The organism is Actinophytocola sp., from assembly GCF_035634895.1.
In the GTDB taxonomy this organism is placed as follows: domain Bacteria; phylum Actinomycetota; class Actinomycetes; order Mycobacteriales; family Pseudonocardiaceae; genus Actinophytocola.
In genome coordinates, this window is the sequence record NZ_DASQCC010000053.1 from 44,307 (window position 1) to 63,927 (window position 19,621).

The 19,621-nt window shown below is 71.5% G+C and carries 21 protein-coding genes; 10 read left to right on the top strand and 11 right to left on the bottom strand.

Annotation, left to right across the window (positions count from 1 at the left end):
• The first annotated feature begins 21 nt into the window (after positions 1 to 21).
• Positions 22 to 471, top strand: coding sequence for a nuclear transport factor 2 family protein (locus tag VET29_RS07715; RefSeq protein ID WP_324916636.1), 450 nt, complete (start codon positions 22 to 24; stop codon positions 469 to 471).
• Between the two features lie 51 nt (positions 472 to 522).
• Here VET29_RS07715 and VET29_RS07720 read toward each other — a convergent pair whose 3' ends face one another.
• The 4 genes from VET29_RS07720 to VET29_RS07735 all read right to left on the bottom strand — a co-directional run bounded on the left by VET29_RS07720 (position 523) and on the right by VET29_RS07735 (position 5,301).
• Positions 523 to 1,452 carry a ParB/RepB/Spo0J family partition protein gene (locus tag VET29_RS07720; RefSeq protein ID WP_324916639.1) on the bottom strand — a complete coding sequence of 310 codons (930 nt, stop codon included), beginning with the start codon at positions 1,450 to 1,452 and terminating at the stop codon, positions 523 to 525.
• Between the two features lie 451 nt (positions 1,453 to 1,903).
• A complete protein-coding gene (locus VET29_RS07725; protein ID WP_324916642.1) occupies positions 1,904 to 2,326 on the bottom strand; it encodes a PPOX class F420-dependent oxidoreductase in 423 nt (140 codons plus the stop codon).
• Between the two features lie 35 nt (positions 2,327 to 2,361).
• Complete coding sequence (locus VET29_RS07730) at positions 2,362 to 3,825, bottom strand: FAD-dependent monooxygenase (protein WP_324916646.1); 1,464 nt, start codon at positions 3,823 to 3,825, stop codon at positions 2,362 to 2,364.
• Between the two features lie 129 nt (positions 3,826 to 3,954).
• Entirely contained in the window at positions 3,955 to 5,301 is a 1,347-nt protein-coding gene (locus tag VET29_RS07735; RefSeq protein ID WP_324916649.1) for an MFS transporter, read from the bottom strand.
• Between the two features lie 138 nt (positions 5,302 to 5,439).
• Between VET29_RS07735 and VET29_RS07740 the strand changes: the two genes are divergently transcribed.
• On the top strand, positions 5,440 to 6,063 hold the full coding sequence (locus VET29_RS07740) for a hypothetical protein (protein WP_324916653.1): 624 nt from the start codon (positions 5,440 to 5,442) through the stop codon (positions 6,061 to 6,063).
• Here VET29_RS07740 and VET29_RS07745 read toward each other — a convergent pair.
• The gene (locus VET29_RS07745) at positions 6,015 to 6,998 is read right to left on the bottom strand and encodes an AraC family transcriptional regulator (protein WP_324916656.1); all 984 of its coding nucleotides are present in this window, start codon (positions 6,996 to 6,998) and stop codon (positions 6,015 to 6,017) included. The two genes, VET29_RS07740 and VET29_RS07745, sit on opposite strands and share 49 nt — an antisense overlap.
• A gap of 104 nt (positions 6,999 to 7,102) precedes the next feature.
• On the opposite strand from VET29_RS07745, the gene VET29_RS07750 reads away from it, so the two are divergent.
• Together VET29_RS07750 and VET29_RS07755 are read left to right on the top strand one after the other, a co-directional pair.
• Complete coding sequence (locus VET29_RS07750) at positions 7,103 to 7,894, top strand: alpha/beta fold hydrolase (protein WP_324916659.1); 792 nt, start codon at positions 7,103 to 7,105, stop codon at positions 7,892 to 7,894.
• Positions 7,891 to 9,042 (top strand): LLM class flavin-dependent oxidoreductase, encoded by a 1,152-nt coding sequence (locus tag VET29_RS07755; RefSeq protein WP_324916662.1) that lies wholly within the window; start codon positions 7,891 to 7,893, stop codon positions 9,040 to 9,042. Before VET29_RS07750 ends, VET29_RS07755 begins: the two co-directional genes overlap by 4 nt.
• A 2-nt stretch (positions 9,043 to 9,044) precedes the next feature.
• Here the strand turns inward: VET29_RS07755 and VET29_RS07760 are convergent, their stop codons facing one another.
• Complete coding sequence (locus tag VET29_RS07760) at positions 9,045 to 10,529, bottom strand: family 43 glycosylhydrolase (RefSeq protein ID WP_324916664.1); 1,485 nt, start codon at positions 10,527 to 10,529, stop codon at positions 9,045 to 9,047.
• Positions 10,530 to 10,682: 153 nt separating this feature from the next.
• On the opposite strand from VET29_RS07760, the gene VET29_RS07765 reads away from it, so the two are divergent.
• Together VET29_RS07765 and VET29_RS07770 are read left to right on the top strand one after the other, a co-directional pair.
• Complete coding sequence (locus VET29_RS07765) at positions 10,683 to 11,507, top strand: AraC family transcriptional regulator (RefSeq protein WP_324916668.1); 825 nt, start codon at positions 10,683 to 10,685, stop codon at positions 11,505 to 11,507.
• Positions 11,508 to 11,518: 11 nt separating this feature from the next.
• On the top strand, positions 11,519 to 12,874 hold the full coding sequence (locus tag VET29_RS07770; protein WP_324916672.1) for a pyridoxal phosphate-dependent decarboxylase family protein: 1,356 nt from the start codon (positions 11,519 to 11,521) through the stop codon (positions 12,872 to 12,874).
• Positions 12,875 to 12,886: 12 nt separating this feature from the next.
• On the opposite strand, the gene VET29_RS07775 is transcribed toward VET29_RS07770, so the two are convergent.
• The 3 genes from VET29_RS07775 to VET29_RS07785 are packed head-to-tail and all read right to left on the bottom strand — an operon-like array spanning position 12,887 to position 14,980.
• Positions 12,887 to 13,264, bottom strand: a complete 378-nt coding sequence (locus tag VET29_RS07775; RefSeq protein WP_324916674.1) for a type II toxin-antitoxin system PemK/MazF family toxin — start codon at positions 13,262 to 13,264, stop codon at positions 12,887 to 12,889.
• A gap of 22 nt (positions 13,265 to 13,286) precedes the next feature.
• Positions 13,287 to 14,087 carry a hypothetical protein gene (locus tag VET29_RS07780; RefSeq protein ID WP_324916677.1) on the bottom strand — a complete coding sequence of 267 codons (801 nt, stop codon included), beginning with the start codon at positions 14,085 to 14,087 and terminating at the stop codon, positions 13,287 to 13,289.
• Positions 14,084 to 14,980: an ATP-binding cassette domain-containing protein gene (locus tag VET29_RS07785; protein ID WP_324916680.1), complete on the bottom strand. Its 897-nt coding sequence runs from the start codon at positions 14,978 to 14,980 to the stop codon at positions 14,084 to 14,086. Before VET29_RS07785 ends, VET29_RS07780 begins: the two co-directional genes overlap by 4 nt.
• Positions 14,981 to 15,089: 109 nt before the next feature.
• Here VET29_RS07785 and VET29_RS07790 point away from each other — a divergent pair, with 109 nt between their 5' ends.
• The 3 genes from VET29_RS07790 to VET29_RS07800 all read left to right on the top strand — a co-directional run bounded on the left by VET29_RS07790 (position 15,090) and on the right by VET29_RS07800 (position 17,813).
• On the top strand, positions 15,090 to 16,436 hold the full coding sequence (locus VET29_RS07790; RefSeq protein WP_324916683.1) for a sensor histidine kinase: 1,347 nt from the start codon (positions 15,090 to 15,092) through the stop codon (positions 16,434 to 16,436).
• Entirely contained in the window at positions 16,436 to 17,083 is a 648-nt protein-coding gene (locus VET29_RS07795) for a response regulator transcription factor (protein WP_324916686.1), read from the top strand. Before VET29_RS07790 ends, VET29_RS07795 begins: the two co-directional genes overlap by 1 nt.
• Positions 17,084 to 17,168: 85 nt before the next feature.
• Entirely contained in the window at positions 17,169 to 17,813 is a 645-nt protein-coding gene (locus tag VET29_RS07800; RefSeq protein WP_324916688.1) for a YoaK family protein, read from the top strand.
• 277 nt (positions 17,814 to 18,090) lie between these two features.
• On the opposite strand, the gene VET29_RS07805 is transcribed toward VET29_RS07800, so the two are convergent.
• Complete coding sequence (locus VET29_RS07805) at positions 18,091 to 18,270, bottom strand: FAD-dependent oxidoreductase (protein WP_324916693.1); 180 nt, start codon at positions 18,268 to 18,270, stop codon at positions 18,091 to 18,093.
• 56 nt (positions 18,271 to 18,326) lie between these two features.
• Between VET29_RS07805 and VET29_RS07810 the strand changes: the two genes are divergently transcribed.
• Positions 18,327 to 18,707, top strand: coding sequence for a DoxX family protein (locus tag VET29_RS07810; protein ID WP_324916696.1), 381 nt, complete (start codon positions 18,327 to 18,329; stop codon positions 18,705 to 18,707).
• A gap of 3 nt (positions 18,708 to 18,710) precedes the next feature.
• Here VET29_RS07810 and VET29_RS07815 read toward each other — a convergent pair.
• The coding region (locus VET29_RS07815) for an LLM class flavin-dependent oxidoreductase (protein WP_324916700.1) at positions 18,711 to 19,621 on the bottom strand (911 nt) is incomplete at its 5' end.

Genomic DNA, 19,621 nt, shown 5'->3' on the forward strand with positions numbered 1-19,621 from the left:
GGCTCTGATGGGAGCGCATTGATGACGAACATGCTGGAGACCGAACAGGCGACGCTGCTGCGCGAGCTCTCGCACCGGGCCGAGATCTCCGAGCTCCTCGCCAGGAACTGGCGGATGATGGACGAGGGGGACTTCGACGGCACCGACGAGCTGTACACCGACGACATCGCCCTGGTGATGGCGGGCGGCGAGCCGATCAACGGCGCGGCCGCGGTCATCGAGTGCACCCGCGAGCTGAACGTCCCCTACCGGGCCACCCAGCACAACGGGTGCAGCATCGGCATCGAGCTCGACGGCGACCACGCGGTCGCGCACGCCAACGTGATCGGCGTGCTCGTCGGCGCCAACGACGACGTGCCGCCGGTCAGCGTGACGGCGGTCGGCGCCCGCGTCGGTGTGGTGAACACCGCGCAGGGCTGGCGGATCAACCGCATCGAGCTGACGCCGCGGTACCGCTACCCGGTGCGCTGACGGATGCCCCTCGGCCCACCTACCCCGCGCGGGCAGGTGGGCCGAGGGGAATCACCCGTTGTTGACGACGGTGCGGCGCTCGAGGTCGCGACCCAGCTGCGTCCAGCTCGCCGCGCAGCTGCGGGCCAGCTCGACGATGATCCGCACGCAGTGCTCCGGCACGGCGTTGACGATCTCCTCACGCCGGTGCTCGGCCCCGCACACCCCCATCCACTGCAGCAACGCCCGTCCGGTCTCGGACAGCCGCAGCGACGGGTCACGCCGCAGCAGGTGCAGTGCGGGCAGGCCCATCGGGGCCTCCGCGGAACGCGGCTGCGGCACGAGCTGGGGCGCGAACTTCGCGGGGACCGGGTCCTCGCCCCGGTCCATCCGCTTCCGCACGTCCTGTGCCGTCCCCAGCGAGACGTTCGCTTCGCGCGCGATGGCCCGCAACGAGGCCTCCGGCCGTTCGGCTATGATCCGACTCGCGCGTAGCCGGCCGTCGACCGCACTCAGTGGTCGCATCCGACCGTCCTGACCAACTCTGCTGTTCGACTGAAAAGAACTGTCAGTCGAACACTGGCGGATCGTGCCGACGGTCGGCGCGCTGAGCCCCACCACCGTCGCGATGGCGCGGTCCGACAGGCCGGCGTGCGACTGGATGATCCGCTTCGCCGCCGCCTCCCGGTCCGCACGGGACAGCGGCAGGCCGTGCACCACGTTTTCCTTCACCGCGCGGAGAAAGGCATCCGCGGCGGTGCCGTCGAAGTACTCGACGGCGATCTCGGCGTCGCCGCGCGCCCGCGCGGCCTTGAGCCGGTGCATGCCGTCGATCACCCGCATCGTCGGGCGGTGGACGACCACCGGGGGTAATGGGTCACTGGTCTTGGCGAGGTTCCGTACGTGCGTCACGTCCTCGCCCTGAATCCGCGGTGAGTCACCCGGCAGTAGCTCGCCGAGCGCCACCATCTCGACATGTCCAGCAGAAACGACGTCGCTCACGATTGCGACGACCCCCTTCACACGCCAAAGCCGGCAAGCCGAAGAAAAGACCAGGCGCAGATTTTCTCCGCGCGATCTTTCGGGTCAGCTTGCCTTGCGGCTATTAAATATGAATTCTGTTTTGATGGACAATCGCACCGGCGCTGGGAAGTGGACGCCAGCCCATTAACCTGCCACTAGCGATTTCGTGGCCTATGCATCGGCCGCACGACAAAGATCCATCTGCCCCTGTCCCCTGTCTTCCTTGAGCTGAGCTGAAACCGACCATAGTCGGAGTGGCATGTGGGGCACAAGATCGCATCTGCGCCCCGGTCAGAGCCACCCGATCGGAGGAATATCATTCCTGTCCGTCAGCGAGGTTGATCCATTGGGGTTGCGGCCGGCGTCCCGGCCGCAACTCTCGACGAACGCCGGCCGACGGCGAAAACCGTTGCCCGGCAAGCATTTCGAGTCAGCCGACATTACGCCGGTTGCTCGTGAACGGGGCCGCGTCCGGTTCGGTTCCGTAGCTGATGATTCGTTGGGGATGAATCCGGATGATCGCACCGTCCCAGCCCAGGTCCTCGCCGGCCCAGGCCGAGTCGGCCGGTTCGGCGATCGCCTCGCCACGCCCCCGCGTCTCGACACACCGCGGCTGCCACGACTCCGGCGAGACGAGGTCGTCGACCACGAACGCGACGCGGCCGTTGTCCGCGACATTGCGAAACTTCTTGCTCCTTCCCATGTGGCGACCGCCGATGTCGATGGTGTCGGTGGCCTTGTTGTAGCGGAACGTGACCGGGTTGATCTGGATGGTGCCGTCGGGCTGTGTGGTGGCCAGCCTGCCGAGTCGTTGGCTGGCCAGGTACTCGAGCTCGCTGTCGGTGAAGACCATGACCGTCCTCGTGTTCGGTGGTGGATGGGGGTACCTCACGCGGGACCGAACCAGCGCGCCAGCGCCTGGTCGACACCGGCCGCGCTGCCGTTCGTCCACGCCAGGTGGCCGTCGGGACGCAGCAGCAACGCGTCCGCGCCGTGGAACGCGCTCTCGTCGACCGGGACGGCGGTGACGACGTCCACCCGGTCCGCCCAGGCGGCCGCGGCCGACCGCAGGCCGGCGTCGTCCGCGCAGTCGAGCAGCACGCCGCGGCCCGGGTGCAGCAGCTCGGTGGTGCTGGTCTTGCGGTCGTGGTCCACGAGGTCGACGTGGGGCATCCGGCGGCCCAGGAGCGGGTGGTCGCCCTCGCCCATGTCGTACTGGATGTCGAGGCCGCTGACCATGCGGGCCAGGTGCAGCCGGACGTTGTCGTACCCGATCAGCTCGGTGATCACGTCGCGCAGCGGCTGGACTTCCGTGCCGCCCAGGAACAGCAGGCCCTGGGCCCGGGTGTTGGTCAGCAGGCGCTGGCCGACCGGGTGCCGCTCGGTCTGGTAGGTGTCGAGCAGTTCCGCCGGCGCGGTGCCACCGACCACGGCGGCGAGCTTCCAGCCCAGGTTGACCGAGTCCTGGATGCTGACGTTCATGCCCTGCCCGCCCGCGGGGAGGTGGATGTGCGCCGCGTCGCCGGCGAGGAGGACGCGGCCGAGGCGGTAGTTGGGCACCTGGCGTACGGCGTCGCCGTAGGCGCTGGTCCAGACCGGGGTGCCGGTCGAGATGTCCTCGCCGGTCAGCCGGTGCCAGGCCGCCGCGACCTCGGCGAACGAGGGCGGGCCGGAGCGCTGCTTCGGTGTGGTGCCACGCTCGCAGATGATCAGCCGGGTCAGCCCGTCCTCGAGGTCGCCGGCCATGACGAGGCCGCCCGGCACGGTCTCGCCGTACTTGCGCTCACGCAGCCGCAGGTCCCGGACGTCGGCGAGGAACATCTCCATCGTCGCCGGCGTGCCGGGGAACTCGAACCCGGCGCTCTTGCGCACCATGCTGCGCCCGCCGTCGCAGCCCACGACGTAGGCGCAACGCTGCCGGTAGGCGCCGCGCGGGCCGCGTAGCTCCAGCTCGACGCCGTCGTCGTCCTGGGTGAGCGAGACCAGCTCGTGGCCGCGGCGGATCTCCACGCCCTGCTCGGTGGCCCAGTCCTCCAGCACCTGCTCGGTCTGGGACTGCAGGACGGTCTTGTTGGCGAGATGGGCGCCGTCGAGCACGCCGAGGTCCAGGGTCAGGCCACCGAAGTGGTGGTGGGCGGTCGTGGGCAGGTCGCCGAACCGGGGCAGGAGCCCGCGCTGGTCGAACACCTCCATGGTGCGCACGGTGAACCCGAGGCCGCGGGACTCACCGGTCGGCGCGGGAAGCTTCTCCACGACGACGACGTCGACCCCGGCGAGCCGCAGCTCGCCGGCCAGCATCAGGCCTGCCGGACCGGCCCCCACGACGACGACCGCATTGTCCATGGTGTCCATGCCTTCTCCTTGACAGTAACCAGATTCGACAGCCGAAACCGAGCTTCTTGGTTCGGGGCACGCCGGGTCAATATCGGGCGTTTCAGGAATATGCAAACCAAGAAATGCCCGAAAATTCACACTGACCCGTTACGACGCGACCTCGGCCGGCGCCTGGGCACGGGTGCGTGCCACGACCACGCCGGCGATCACCAGGAACGTCGCGCCGACCGCCGCGCCCCAGCGCAGCGCGGCGGAGTCCGCCACCGCCCACAGCGCGGCCCCCGTCGCCGACCCGAACGCGATCCCCAGCTGGCGTACCAGGTTCGACGTCGCCGACGTCAGTCCCAGCTGGTCGCGTGGTGTGTTGCCCATGAGGAACACCTGTAGCTGCCCGTTGAACAGCCCGAACCCGGCACCCACGACGGCCAGCCGCCAGAACAGGTCCGCGGGTCCCCCGCCGGCGGGCAGCAGCAGGACCGCGCCCAGCGCGAGCACCCCGGCGCCGGCGACCGCGACCGGCCGGGTGCCGACCTTGTCGGCGACCATGCCGGCCCCGTAGCTCGTGGCCAGCGCCGCGATCGGGAACGCCAGCAGCACCAGCCCGGCGGTGCCCGGTGTCGTGCCGAGTCCGTGCTGCAGGAAGAACGGCAGCACGAAGATCAGCATGTTGAACCCCGTGTACACCAGCACCAGCGCCACGTGTGGGCCGAGCACGCCCCGGGTGCCCAGCAGCTCCCGCACCGGCACCGCGTCCCGACCCCGGTACCACGTCGCGACGAGGGGCACGGCCACCAGCACCACGGTCAGCCACAGAGGACTCTCGGTGACCGCGAGGGAGAGCCCCACCAGGACGGCGATCGCGCCGCCGCCGAACGTGGCGGCCTCGACCAGCCAGCGGCGCCTTGGCCAGGTCAGCCGGCCGCCGAGGGGCAGCTGGCCGGCCGCCAGCAGCACCACGGCCACGATCGCCGGGATGGACAGGTAGAAGATCCACCGCCAGCCCAGCGCCTCGATGATCTGCCCGCCCAGGGCCGGCCCGGTCACCCCGCCGGTCGTACCGAACAGCATGATCACGCCGAACGCCCGCGCCCGGGAGGTCTGCCGCACGGCCACCGTGCCGAGCACCGCCGAGAGCGCGAGCAGCACCGTGCCGAACGTGCCCTGTACCAGCCGTGCCGCGATCAGCCACCCGATCCCGGGCGCCAGCCCGGCCGCCGCCGTCGCCACGGCGAAGCCGGTGCAGGCCAGCGTGAGGGCCCGGCGCGTGTCGACCGCGTCCACCCAGCGGCCGGCGCACAGTCCCAGCCCGATGATCGGCGCGAGGTACCCGAGCACGACCCACTGGACGAGTGAGGTGGAGGTGTCGAAGTAGTCCTCGATGGACGGCAGTGCGACGTTCACGATCGTGGCGTCCAACTGGGCGACGAACACCGACAGCCCGGCCGCCACGACCACGCCCCATCGGCTCCGCTCCACGCCTTGGCTTCGCTCCACGCGTTCTCCCTTTCCGGTCGGGGAATTGCCGCTACTTCTGGCCGATCCGCAATGTTAATGCGGCCCACAGACGGGTACGAACGTGTTGGGACAATCTTTAGTTAGTTCTCACAGACAGAAGATGGCACGATGTGAGCCGTGAAGGAGCGGCTCCTCGCGGACCTCGACACCCGCATCGCCCGGCACGCCGACGGGGACTCGTCCGGCGTGCTGGACGCGCGGGCGCTGGAGCTGGTCACCGAGCTGACCGCGTTGGGCGAGCCGGACGCCGGCAGCCTGGTCCGCGTTGCGGCGCTGCACCTGTGCCGGTTCCAGGCGCTGCCGCTGGGGTTCGGGCACGCCGACCTGCGGATGGCGCAGACCCTGTACACGAAGCTGCACACGGTCGACCCGCGGCTGGCGCCGCCGCGGGTGCGGAGGTTGTTCGGGCTGGCGTCACCCGCCGAGGGCGGCGCCGCGCGGCTGCGGGAGTACGAGCGGACCGGTCAGGCGCACCACCTGGAGCGGGCGATCTCGCTGTTCCGGCAGGGGGCGTTGGAGGAGGAGACGGATCGGGCGGCCGCCCTGCACAGCCTGGGGATGGCACTGCTCCGCCGCTTCGAGCGGACCGGGCAGCCGGCCGACCTCGACGAGGCCATCGAGATCGGCCGGGCCGTGGCCGACGACGAGCGACTCGCCGCCGAGCTGCGCGAGCGGATCACCGGGTTCCTCGCTCAGCGGCGCAGCGTCGCGGACGGCGACTCGCCGAAGCGGGCGCGGTAGGCCGCGGCGAAGCGGCCTGTGTGCGTGAAACCGTTGCGTAGAGCCACATCGATGACCCGGGTCCCCCTGGCCGGGTCGAGGTCGAGCAGCTCCTCGTGTGCCCGTTCCAGGCGGCGGCGCCGCACGTAGGACATCGGTGAGGTGCCCAGCTGCCCCCGGAACGCCGCATGCAGCGACCGCCCGCTGACCCCCGCGAACGACGCCAGGTCCGCCACGGTCCATGGCTTCTCCGGCGCGGCGTCGACCAGCTCCACCACCCGCCGCACAGCCCTCGGCGCCGGCAGCGTCCGCGCCGCGAAGATCGCGTCCGTGTAGTTGTGCCGCTGCCCGAGCAGCAACGCCGTCAGCACGCCGTGCTCGAGCTCCGACGCCAGCACCGGCGCGGGGCCCGCCGGCCCGCACAGCTGGAGCGCCCGCACCATCGTCCGCACGGCCGCCAGGATGGCCTGACCGCCGCCGGCGGGGCGCACCGCACCGGTGAAGCGCACCGGTGACCGCAACGGAGTGTCCAGCAGGGTCCGCAGGTGCCGGTCCACGAGCCGTTTGTCGACCGTCAGCATCAGCTGGCGCAGCCCGGGCGCCCAGCGCATGGTCAGCTCCTCGTGGAAGCAGAACACCGCGCCGTGCGCCGCGTCGGCGACCGCGGTCCGCCCGCCGTCGTCCACGAGCATCTCGCCGCCCTGGACGAAGTTGACGGTGACCAGGTCGATCGGCGGGGAGCAGCCGATCTCGACGGCCGGCCCGTACGTCGAGGACATCAGCCCCAGCCCGTGCACCGACCGGTACCGGACATCCGCCAGGAACGGCGCTTCCCGCCCCAGCACGGTCATCCGGTGCGCGCAGCCGAGGAACTCCTGCGTCCGAACCCTTGCCTCGTACGGATCATCGGTGTGGATCAACGCCGGATCGGGGATGTCTGCCGCCAGCACGGCCATACTACGAGGATCACCACCACGCTCCGCCAAGTCAATGCGGGAAGCGGCCCGGCGGCGCACGAAACGGCTCGAAGCCGGCCCACGGCACGCCTAGCGTCGCCGGGATGGCACACACCGACGAACATCTCGAGCTTCCTGGCGGTCGTGTCCACCTGCTGAGCGGCGGCATGGGGCCGCCGCTGCTGTTCCTGCACGCCGCCGGCGGCGCCGGGCAGTGGCACGAGTTCCACGAGCTGCTCGCCGGCCGGTTCCGCGTGTACGCGCCGGACCACCCCGGCTTCGGCGGGACCGACGAGTTCGGCGAGGTCGAGGACATGAGCGACCTCGTCTACCACTACCTCGACGTCATGGACCGGCTCGGGCTGGACCGCCCGCACGTCGTCGGCGGGTCGTTCGGCGGCTGGCTCGCGGCCGAGCTGGCCGTCGCCGCGCCGCACGCCGTCGAGTCGCTGACACTGCTCAGCCCCGCCGGGCTGCGGCTGCCGGAGCACCCGATCGCCGACCTGTTCCTGATGACGCCCCAGCAGCTGGGCGCGGCGCTGTTCCACGATCCCGCCAAGGCGGCGGGCATGTTCCCGGCCGAGCCCGGCATCGACGACATCCTGGCCGCCTACCGCGACATGTCGGGCCTCGCGCGGTTCTCGTGGACGCCGTTCCTGTGCAACCCGAAGCTGGAGCGGCGGCTCGGCCGCATCGTCGCGCCCACCCGGGTGGTCTGGCCGGACGACGACCGGGTCGTGCCGATCGAGCACGGTCACCGCTACGCCGGGCTGATCGCGGGTGCCGAGCTGAGGGTGGTCGCGGACTGCGGACACGCCATGTACTTCGAACGCCCGGCGGAGTTCGCGGCCGCCGTCACGGAGTTCCTGACCGAGCTGACGGGAGCGAGCCGGTGAAGTTCGTCTTCTTCCACCTGATGCCCTACCCGTACCTGCCGGACGACTTCGACACCCGGTACCCCTCGCCGTCGCTCACCTTTCCCAACAGGTACTTCGACCGGGAGACCGGCAACCGGCTCTACCACCGCTACCTCGACGAGCTGGAGCACGCCGAACGGCTGGGCTTCGACGGGATCGCCGTCAACGAACACCACCAGACCGCCTACGGGCTGATGCCGTCGCCCAACATCATGGCCGCCGCGCTCGCCCGGCGCACGTCCAGGGCACAGATCATGGTGCTGGGCAACGCGATCGGCATCCGCGGCAACCCGCTGCGGGTGGCCGAGGAGATCGCCATGCTCGACCACCTCAGCAACGGGCGGATCGTGTCCGGGTTCGTGCGGGGCATCGGCTGGGAGTACTTCGCGCACAGCATCAACCCGACGAGGTCGCGCGACCGGTTCAACGAGGCGCACGACCTGATCATCAAGGCGTGGACGTCCGACGAGATGTTCCAGTGGATCAGCCCGAACTACGAGTACCGCTACGTCAACCTCTGGCCCCGGCCGCTGCAGCAGCCGCACCCGCCGATCTACATCCCGGGCGCGGGCAGCACCGAGACGATGCGGTTCGTCGCGCAGCGCCGGTACACCTACATGTCGGTGTACGCGCCGACGCGGGTCGTCCGCCGGTGGTTCGACGGGTACCGCGACTCCGCCGCGGAGCTGGGCTACGAGCCTGATCCGGAGAAGATCGGCCTGTCGATCCCGATCTTCGTGGCGGACACGGACGCCCAGGCCCACCGCGAGGGTCGCGACCAGCTCATGTGGTTGTTCCACAAGGGACTCAAGCAGGGCCCCGAGCTGATGAACCCGCCGGGGTACATGTCACCGTCGTCGATGCGTGGTGTGCTGGCGGCCGGGATGACGCCGTTCCCGCAACTGTCCTACGAGGACCTGCTGTCCGGCGGGTACGCGGTCGTGGGCGGCCCGGCGTCGGTCACCGCACGGTTGCGGGAGCTGCGTGACGAGCTGGGTTTCGGCCAGCTCATCGGGTTGTTCGCCATCGGCGGGCTGAGCCACGAGCGGACGGTCCGCAGCATGGAGCTGTTCAGCACCGAGGTCATGTCCGCACTGCGGTCGGACCAGCCCGCCACCACCGGCTAGCGTCAGCGATGGGCGACGGCCAGGTCGTCGAAGCTCGCGCCCGCGTTGAACACGCGAACTCCGTTGGCACCACTGGTGAAGCTGGTGTCGGTGACCGAGAGCTTCAGGCCGTCGTTGACGTACACCCGGATCGACGAGCCGACCGCCTCGACGCGGAGGTGGTAGGTGGTGTTCGGGAGGACGGTCATGGGCGTCGACGCCAGCGGCGTCCATCCGTTGTTGGCCTTGCCGAGCAGCACGCGGCCCGCGGTGGTGATCCCGGCGTAGTAGCCCTGGTAGCTGTCCACGCCCGTGGCCGCCCCGGACACGCGGAACACGACGCCGGCGTCACCGCCGCCGGACCGCACCGTCACGTTCGCGTCGTAGACCAGGTCGCCGAAGTTGGTTTCCAGCAACGCCTTCCCGCCCAGCGAGGACGTGGTCGTGTAGCTGTTCGAACTCGCCGACCACGAACCGCCGTAGGTCTTCCAGCCGATCGCGTTGCCGTCGTTGAAGTTGTCCTTGACCAGCATGGTGACGGGCTTGATCGCGCCGTCGGTGTTGAAGTACATCCGGTCGTAGCTCACCTGCCGCTGGTTGGCGTCGGTGAGGTTGAGCGGGCGGCGGTGGTAGAAGATGTACCAGGTGTCGGTGCCGGGGATGTTGAGCACCGAGTTGTGGCCGGATCCCCGTGCCACGGCGGAGTCCTGGCTCAGCACCTTGTCGATCCGGCGGAACGGCCCGGTCGGCGAGTCGGCTATCGCGTAGGAAACCGCGTAGTTCGGCCCGGTCCAGCCGCCCTCGGACCACATGAGGTAGTACCTGCCGTTCCGCTTGAACATCTGCGGACCCTCGACGTAGTTCTGCGGCGTGATCTCCTTGAACTGCGTGCCGTCGGCGAAGGTGCCCAGGCTGGTCATGTCGGCGCCCAGCTTGACGACGTTCGAGTGACCCCAGCCGCCGTAGTACATGTAGGCCTGGCCGTCGGAGTCGATGAAGACGTCCTGGTCGATGGGCTGCGCGCCGTTCACGAACTGGCCGATCAGCGGCCTGCCGATCGCGTCGACGTACGGGCCCTCCGGCCGGTCGGCGACCGCGACGCCGATGCCGCCGAGCTGGGTGTTGTCCTGGATGTCGTTGGCGGCGAAGTACAGGTAGTACTTGCCGTTGCGCGCGATCGGCGCGGGCGCCCAGACGGCCCTGCGGGCCCAGGAGACGTTGGCGGTCGTGAGCACGTTCGGGTGCTTGGTCCAGTGGACGAGGTCGGCCGAGGAGAAGGCGTCGAGGTAGGTCTGCTCCTCGTACACCCGCGACGAGGTCGGGAACACCCAGTACTCGTTGTTGTAGATCGCGACGTCCGGATCGGCGTACCACCCGTCCACGAAGGGGTTGCCCGCCTCCGCCGTCGAGTAGTCGGGAACCCGTTGGTGCCCGGCCGGCTCGGCGACGGCGACGCCGCCCACCATCAGGCCGGTCAACACCGCCGCGATCAAACCGTGTGCTCTCAACGTCTCGTCCAATCTGTGGGGGTGAACACGACCGGACCCCGGATTTACATCGTTGTAAAAGCCGCCCCACCGATCTCACCACGCGACCGCGGGTGATGTCCAGATCTGCGAGAAAGTCAAGCCCCTGAACGAATTCGTGGTTAGCTGGCGGTCATGGAGTCCGGCGACGTCGCGCACTACTGGCGGCATCCGGCCGTGGCCGGGGTGGACCTGATGCGGGCCCGGTTCGTGCGGCACGGGTTCGCCCGGCACACGCACGAGACGTTCGCGCTCGGTGTGGTGCGGGCCGGCACCGAGGACCTGTGGGCCGGCGGGGTGCGGCACGTGGTCTCGACCGGCGGGGTCGTGCTGCTCAACCCGGACGTCGTGCACACCGGCGGCCCGGTCGACGACGTCGGCTGGGCGTACCGGGTGTTCTACCCGAGCGTCGACGTGGTGGCCGCGGCGACCGGATGCCCGGCCCCGTGGTTCACGAGGCCGGTCGTCGACGACCCCACGGCCGCCGCGGTCCTCGGGCAGGCTCACCTGGCCGCCGAGTCGGCAGACCGGCTCGCGTCGGAGACACTGCTGTCGGCCGCGCTTTCCCTGCTGTGGCGCGGGTATGGCGGTGGGCGACGGGTGGCGCCGATGGCCGGCGGCACCCGCGAGACAGCGGCGGTGCGCAACATCCTGCACGCGCGGCTGGTCGACCCGCCGAGCCTCGGCGAGCTGGCGGCGACGGTCGGCACGAGCCGGTTCGCGCTGCTGCGGGCGTTCCGGGCACGGTACGGGCTGCCGCCGCACGCCTACCTCAACCAGCTACGCGTCCGCCGGGCGCGGACGCTGCTGGACGAGGGGATGCCGGCGGCGGCGGTCGCGGTCACCGTGGGGTTCGCCGACCAGTCGCACCTGTCGCGGCACTTCCGGCGGCTGGTCGGGCTCACGCCGGGGCGCTATCAGCGCAATAACGTACAAGCCCGGGGCGAGGCCGGCTCCTAGTGTCCCGCGGCATGGAACCGGACGGGCAGACCAGGCGGGCATGGACCGCGGCGGCGACCGCGTTCGTCGAGGACTTCGTGGCGGGGTTGGCGGACGCGCCGGCGAGCGGGCACGACGCGCCGGTGCCCGCGGGGCTGCTCGCGCCGCCGCCCGACGGTCCCGGCGAGTTCGGCGACCTGCTGGCCCGGTTCGGCGACGCCGCGAGCCGGGCGATCGAGTGCGCCGGGCCGCGGTACTTCGCGTACTTCCCGGCCGGTGGGCTGTACAGCTCGGTGCTGGCGGAGTTCCTGTCCCAGGCGGTCAACCGGTACACCGGGATGGCGGCGCCGGCACCCGCGTTCGCCGCGCTGGAGCACAGTGTCGTTCGCTGGCTGTGCGACGTGTTCGAGCTGCCGGCGGGCGCGGGTGGGCTGTTCACGTCCGGCGCGTCGATCGCGACGCTGGCGGCGTTGCATGCCGCACGCGAGGACCGGCTGGGTGGTCCGGACCCGCGCGGCACGCTGTACGTCACCGAGCAGGCGCACTACTGCGTGGCCAAGGCGGCGCGGATCGCCGGGCTGACCGCCGGCCAGGTCCGCACGGTGCCCGTCGACGCCGCGCTGCGCCTCGACGTCGACGCGGCCGCCGCGCTGATCGCCCGCGACCGTGCCGCGGGCCGCCGGCCGTTCCTGCTGGTCGGCACGGCCGGCACGACGAGCACCGGCACGGTGGACCCGCTGGCGGACGCCGGTGAGCTGGCCCGCCGCGAGGACATGTGGTTCCACGTGGACGGTGCGTACGGCGGCGCGTTCCAGCTGACCGCACGCGGCCGGGAGGTGCTCACCGGGATCACCGGCGCGGACTCGATCACGCTGGACCCGCACAAGAGCATGTTCCTGCCCTTCGGCACCGGCGTACTGCTGGTCCGGGACCAGGCGCTGCTCCGCGCCGCCCACGCCGCGACCGGCGACTTCCTGCAGGACTTCGAGCGCGACGGGTGGCCGGACCCCGCGGACCTCGGCCCGGAGCTGACCCGCGGGTACCGGGGACTGCGGCTGTGGCTACCGCTGCACCTGCACGGCGTGGACGCGTTCCGCCGTGCGCTGGACGAGAAGCTCGACCTGGCCGCGCACGCGCATCAGGCACTGACGGCGGCGGAGGGCCTGGCGGTACCGCTCACCCCGGACCTGACCGTGACGGTGTTCCGCTCCCCCGCCGGCGACGCGGCCACCGAGCGGTTGCTGTCCCGGATCAACGGGACGCGGCGGGCATACCTGTCGAGCACCCGGGTGGACGGCCGGCACACCATCCGCCTGTGCGTGCTGAGCGTCCGCACCCACAAGGCCCATGTGGACGAGGTGCTGGAGATCATCCGGCACGCGGTCTGAGCCGCGTGCCCGTCAGGGCAGGTTGCCGAGGTCGCGGAGCTTGGCGACCACGTCGTCGAAGCGGTCCCTCGGCAGGGCCCCGCCCTCGCGGCGGACCTCCTCCGCCTCGTACCGCAACAAGCGGTCGGCGTTGGCGAAGCTCTCCCGCTCCTCGCGGTCCCAGCCGCCGGCGCCCACCGGCACCCACTCGTCCGCGTCCCGCTTGTGCTCCGGGTCCTTGCTGCTCAGCGGGACCGCCAGCAGCCGCTTGTGCGCGTCGTCGGCGTAGCCGATGACCAGCACCGGCCGGTCCTTCCCCATCGACGGATCGTCCTCGTAGGGCACCCAGCCCCACACCACCTCGCCCGGGTCGGGATCGCCGTCGCGTTCCGGCGCATACACCACCTGCATGACCGCGGAGCCTACCGGCACCTCACGCGTCGCGGCGGGTGAACGTCGTCCATGCCGCGCCCACCACCACCGCCACGAACACGGCGAACACGCCACCGGACGCCCACCTGCCGAACAGGTCCACATCCGACGTCCCGCCCAGGTCGAGAAGGTGTTGTCCCGCCATGAAAGGCAGGAACTTGAGCGCCGGTCCGAGCCAGGCGAACTGGTCGACATAGGACAGCTGAGCCATCAGCTGCTCCACGACCAACGGCACCACCAGCAGCAGCACGAGCGCCGACGGCACCCCGCGGAACACCTGCGCCAGCGCGGTCCCCAGCACCGTCCACAGGACCCCCAGCACCAGGTACCCGGGCATCGCCTCGTCGACCGGCCAGGAGGTCAGGCCGGGCAGCTCACCCCACACGGCCAGTGCGACGGCGGCGTTGACGGCCATGGACACGGCCGCCACGACCAGCGTCACGGCCGCCGGCACCACGAGCTTGGCCGCCAGCAGCGCCGACCGTCGCGGCAGGGCGGTCAGTGCCGGCTGGATCGTGCCGTACCGGTACTCGTGGCCGGTGGCGAACACGCCGATCGCCGCGAGGCACACCGCGGCCAGCGGGATCGGCACGAACGGCCCGCCGCCGGTCAGGATCGCGCCGACGAACGCGGGGGCAGGTGGCCGGTCCTGGGTGCCGTAGGCGGCGACCAGCGCCAGCACGGCGTTGAGCAGCACGGCCGCGCCGACGAGCCAGTAGGTGGAGCGCAGGGTGCGAATCCGCACCCATTCGAACCGCAGTGCGTCGGTCAGCACCAGTGGTCCGCTCGCGAGCTCGCTCACGCCGCGCCTCCCACGTACTCCTCGTCCGCCTCGGTGGCGGTGATGAACGCGGACTCGAGCGACGCCGTCTGGGTGGCGAGCTCGGTCAGCATGATGTCGTTGCGGTAGGCCAGCTCGCCGATCGCGCCGGCGTCCGTGCCGGACACGCGAAGCGCGCCGTCGGCCAGCAGCTCGACGGAACCGCGCAGCAGCGCGGTGAGCCGGTCGGCGTGCGGGCTGCGGACCAGGACCGTCGAGTCGGTGAACCGGCGGACGAACCCGTCGACGTCCCCCTGGTAGATCATCCGGCCGCGGCCGATGACCACGAGCTCGTCCGCCATCAGCGACATCTCCGACAGCAGGTGACTGGAGACGAGGACCGTCCGCCCCTCGGCGGCGAGCGACCGGAGCACGTCACGCAGCCAGTGGATGCCGTGCGGGTCCAGGCCGTTGGCCGGCTCGTCGAGGATGAGCGTCCCCGGGTCGCCGAGCAGGGCCTGGGCGAGGCCGAGCCGCTGCGCCATGCCGAGCGAGAAACCCTGTGGCTTGCGGTGTCGCACGTCGCTCAGGCCGACCAGCTCGAGCACCTCGTCGGCCCGTGCGGCCGCGATGCCGCTGCCCGCGGCGAGCATCCGCAGGTGGTTGCGTGCGGTCCGGGTGGGATGGAACGCCTTGGCCTCCAGCACCGCGCCGATCTCCGCCATGGGATGGCGGATGGTGGCGAACCGGCGGCCGTCGAACAGCGTCTCACCGCCGCCGTGGTCGAGGTCGAGCATGAGCCGCATGGTCGTGGACTTCCCGGCGCCGTTGGGGCCGAGGAAGCCCGTCACGGTGCCGGGCCGCACCTCGAACGAGAGGTCGTCGACGGCGATCTTGTCGCCGTAGCGCTTGTGCAGCGCGGTCACGGAGATCATGGCGCCGACGGTATGGCGCCCGGACACGGTGGGGCATCGGACTTCCGCCAGGCCGCACCCCGACTTTCGTCAGGGTCACGGGACGCCGCGGAGTTTGTAGGGTGGGCCGGTGCGATACCGGCGAGCTGATCTCGTGTGGGCGCCGGTGCTGGCCGCCTCGGCCGCGCTGTCGCTCGCGGACGTCCTCTGGGACACCGTGGACTACCTGCCGTTCGTGATGCTCGTGCTGGCCTACCCCGCCGGCAGGCGGATGGCCTCGCTGCCGGTCGCGCTGTGGCTGTTCATGTCGGTGACGGTGGCCGCTCTCGCACTTGCCTTCTGGCACTCGCCCGATCCGGTCAACACGTGGCTCACCGCCGTCGGCGTCCAGTTCGGCGCGTCGGTGCTGCCGTGGTCGGTCGGCCGGTACCGGCGGCTGCGGGCCGAGCAACGCGACCGGGAGCGGCACATCGTCGCCGGCCAGGCGAGGCTGCGGGAGCGGGCCAGGATCGCGCGGGACATGCACGACTCGCTGGGGCACGAGCTGGCACTGATCGCGTTGCACGGCGGCGCGCTGGAGCTGGCGAGGGACCTCACCGACCAGCAGCGCCTTGCCGCGGGCGAGGTGCGGGCCTGCGCGGTCCGGGCCACCACGCGGCTGCACGAGATCGTCCAGGTCCTCGGCGACACGGACGCCGCGGGCGAGCTGCTGCCGGCCGACGAGAGCATCGACGACCTGGTCCGGCGGTCCGCCGCGGCCGGCCTGCCGGTGCGGCTGAGGCACGGCGGCCCGGCACCCGCCTGGCCGCCGATGACTGCCCAGGCGGCGCACCGCGTGGTCCAGGAGTCGCTGACCAACGCCACCCGGCACGCGCCGGGCGCGGCGGTGACCGTCACGGTCGCCCAGGACCGGATCGAGGTCGTGAACGACGCCGCGACCCAGGACGGCGCGGGCGGCGGGAGCGGGCAGGGGCTCATCGGGTTGGACGAGCGGGTGCGGCTCGCCGGCGGCCGGTTCTCGGCCGGCCCGCGGACCGGCGGCGGCTGGGTGGTGACCGCGTCGTTCCCCGACGGCGCGCGGCCGCGCGAGGACGACCCACCCGACTTCGAGCTGCGCGTCAGCAGGCGGCAGACCCGGCGCCGGCTGCGGCAGACCGCCGCGTTGCCGGTCACCGTCGGGATCGTGCTGATCATCGCGCTCGTCGTCGTGCAGATGCTGACCGTGCGGCGGACCGGGCTGGCGAACTCCCAGTTCGACCAGCTGCGGGTCGGCCAGTCCCGGGCGGAGGTCGAGCGGATGGTGCCGGTGCAGGCCCTCGGCCAGACGCCGCGAGTGGTCACCGCGCCGCCGCGGCCGGAAGGCGCGACCTGCGAGTACTACCGGGCCGGCACCGGCCTCGGGCTGGGCGCGCAGGTCTTCCAGCTCTGCTTCGCGGGCGGCGTGCTGGTCTCGAAGACGCGGTGGGAGCGGGGGTAGTGGCGATCCAGGTGCTGGTGGCCGACGACGAGGCGATGATGCGTGCCGGCGTCCTGGCGATCCTGGCCAGCGACGACGGCATCGAGGTCGTCGGCGAGGCCGCGGACGGGCGGCAGGCGGTGGAGCTGGCGCGGGCCCACCGCCCGGACGTGGTGCTGCTGGACATCCGGATGCCCGTGCTGGACGGTCTGGCGGCGGCGAACGAGCTGGCGACCGTGGCGCCGGCGAGCCGGGTGATCATGCTGACCACCTTCGGGCAGGACGACTACATCGCGCAGGCACTCCGCGGCGGCGCGGCCGGGTTCCTGCTGAAGGCGTCCGACCCACGCGAGCTGATCACCGCCGTGCACGCGGTCGCGGCCGGGGCGGCGTTCCTGTCACCGGCCGTCGCGCACCGCGTGATCAGGAACTACCGGGACGCGGACGTGTCGGCGACGGACGCGCGGCAACGGGTCGCGGTACTGACCGACCGCGAGCGCGACGTCCTCGGGCTGGTGGGCGCCGGCCACTCGAACGCCGAGATCGCGCGCACCCTGTACATCGTCGAGGGCACGGTGAAGGCCCACGTCAGCTCGATCCTCGACAAGCTCGGCGCCCGCAACCGCGTCCAGGCCGCGATCCTCGCCTACGAGGCGGGCCTGACCTAGGTTCGGCATCCGGTCGCGGCCGTCCCCCGTTCGAGGACGGGGTGCTGGCGGTGCGTCCGGCGTCGCCGGCGGCATCCTGGACGTCATGGACGCCCCCGTGAAGGACCGCACGCTGGTCGCGCTGCTGCTCGTGCTGACCGGCGTCACCGGCCTCATCGACGCGGTCAGCTACCTGCGGCTCGGCCACGTGTTCGTCGCGAACATGACCGGGAACGTGGTGTTCCTGGGCCTGTCGCTGTACCCGGGCGGCGGGCTCTCCCCCGCCGCGTCCGCCGTGGCGATCGGCGCCTTCCTGGCCGGCGCGCTGCTCGGCGGCCGGCTCGCGACGATGTTCGGCGGCCGGCCCCGCCGATGGCTGGCGCTCGCGTTCACCACCCAGGCGGTGATCATCGCGGTCACGGCGATCTTCTTCGCCGCGCTTCCGGCGCTGGTCGCGACCGTTCCGCTGGCCGTCGCCTTCGGACTGCAGAACGCCACGGTCCGGCGCCTGGCCGCCCGCGACCTCACCACGACCGTGCTCACCCAGACGCTCACCGGCCTCGCGGCGGACAGCGTCCTCGCCGGCGGCAGCGGCCAGAACCCGTACCGCCGCCTGTGGTCGGTGGTCGCGATGCTCGCCGGCGCGGCGACCGGCGCGCTGCTGCTCCAGGTCACGGTCACCGGCGTCCTCGTGCTCGCCGCGGCGCTCGTCGCCCTGACCGCCGCCGGCTTCGCGTTCGCCAGGCCCTGACCGCGGGCCACCCGCGACCCGGTCCTCGGTACCGGTCCTCGCGACGTGCTCAGAGGTCGCCGTCGGAGGGATCGCCGTACCTGGGGTCCCAGCCGAGGCGCCGGTCACGCCGGCCGCTCTTCCGCCGCGCCGCGGCCTTTCTGCGTTTCACCGACTTCCGCCACCTACGCCACCAGGCGAACATGACCGCCTCCCGTTCGCGGCGCGCCCTCGCCGGCGCCGCTGGGACCAGTGTGCGACCGCGGCCGTCTGCCGCGCACCAGGATCGCCGCGCGAACTAGGCACGCAGCTCCTGGGCGACCGCGTCCGCGGCGGTCTCGCCCGAGCGGACCGCGCCCTCGATGTAGCCGTACCAGCGGGGTGAGGTCTCCGTGCCCGGCCAGTGAACTCGACCGACGGGAGCACGGAGGGCGAGCCCCAGCTGGGTCCAGGCGCCGGGTGGGAACACCGCCGGCACTCGGGCTGTCACAACGCCGGGCCGGGCGGCGTCATGTGGCGCGAAGGGAGAAGCTCATGAACCTCGCACTGTGGATCGCCGCCGGACTGCTCACCGGGGTCGCCCTGCTCGGTGGCCTCACCAAGACGCTCCTGCCCAGGGAAAGGATCGCCGCCGCCCCCGGTGGTGGGTGGACGGCCGACGTGAGTGAGGGTTTCGTCAGGTCGCTCGGCGTGCTCGAAATTCTGGCCGCCGTCGGCCTGGTCGTGCCGGCACTGGTCGGCATCGCGCCGGTGATGGTGCCGGTGACCGCCGTGTGCTGGGTCCTGCTGATGATCGGCGCGATGATCACCCACGCACGCCACGACGACGGGGTCAGGTTCCTGCTGGGGAACCTGACCTATCTCGTCATCGCGGCGTTCATCGCACTGGGGCGCTTCGGCCTCGCGCCCTTCTGAGGTTCAGCGCCAGCCCAGGCCGGGCGCCACGTGGGTGAGGATGCTCTCGATCACGTGCGCGTTGTAGTCGACACCGAGCTGGTTGGGCACCGTCAGCAGCAGTGTGTCGGCCTCGGCGATCGCCTCGTCCTCGGCCAGCTGTTCCACCAGCGCGTCGGGCTCGGCGGCGTAGGTACGACCGAAGATCGCCCTGGTGTTGGCGTCGATGTGGCCGATCTGGTCCCTGCTGTCGTCGTCGTGGCCGAAGTACGCGTGGTCCAGGTCGGACACCAGCGCGAAGATGCTCCGCGACACCGACACCCGCGGCTCACGCTCCCACCCGGCCTCCGACCACGCCTTGCGGAACGCCCGGATCTGCTCGGCCTGCTGCACGTGGAACGGTGCCCCGCCCTCGTCGTTCTTCAGTGTCGAGCTCATCAGGTTCATGCCGTGCTCGGCCGCCCACACCGCCGTGCCGTTGGAGCCCGCACCCCACCAGATCCGCTCCAGCAGACCCCGCGAGTACGGCTCGACGCGCAGCAGGCCGGGCGGGTTGGCGAACATCGGCCGCGGGTTGGGCTCGGCGAAACCCTTGCCCTCCAACACCTTCAGGAACACCTCGGCGTGGTTGCGGGCCATCTCGGCGTCCGTGTCGCCCGCCCCCGGCTCGTAGCCGAAGTACCGCCAGCCGTCGATCACCTGCTCCGGTGAGCCGCGCGAGATCCCCAGCTGCAACCGCCCGCCGGCGATGAGGTCCGCGGCACCCGCGTCCTCGGCCATGTACATCGGGTTCTCGTACCGCATGTCGATCACGCCGGTACCGATCTCGATGCGCTCCGTCTTCGCGCCGATCGCGGCCAGCAACGGGAACGGCGACGCCAGCTGCCGCGCGAAGTGGTGCACCCGGAAGTAGGCGCCATCCGCCCCCAGTTCCT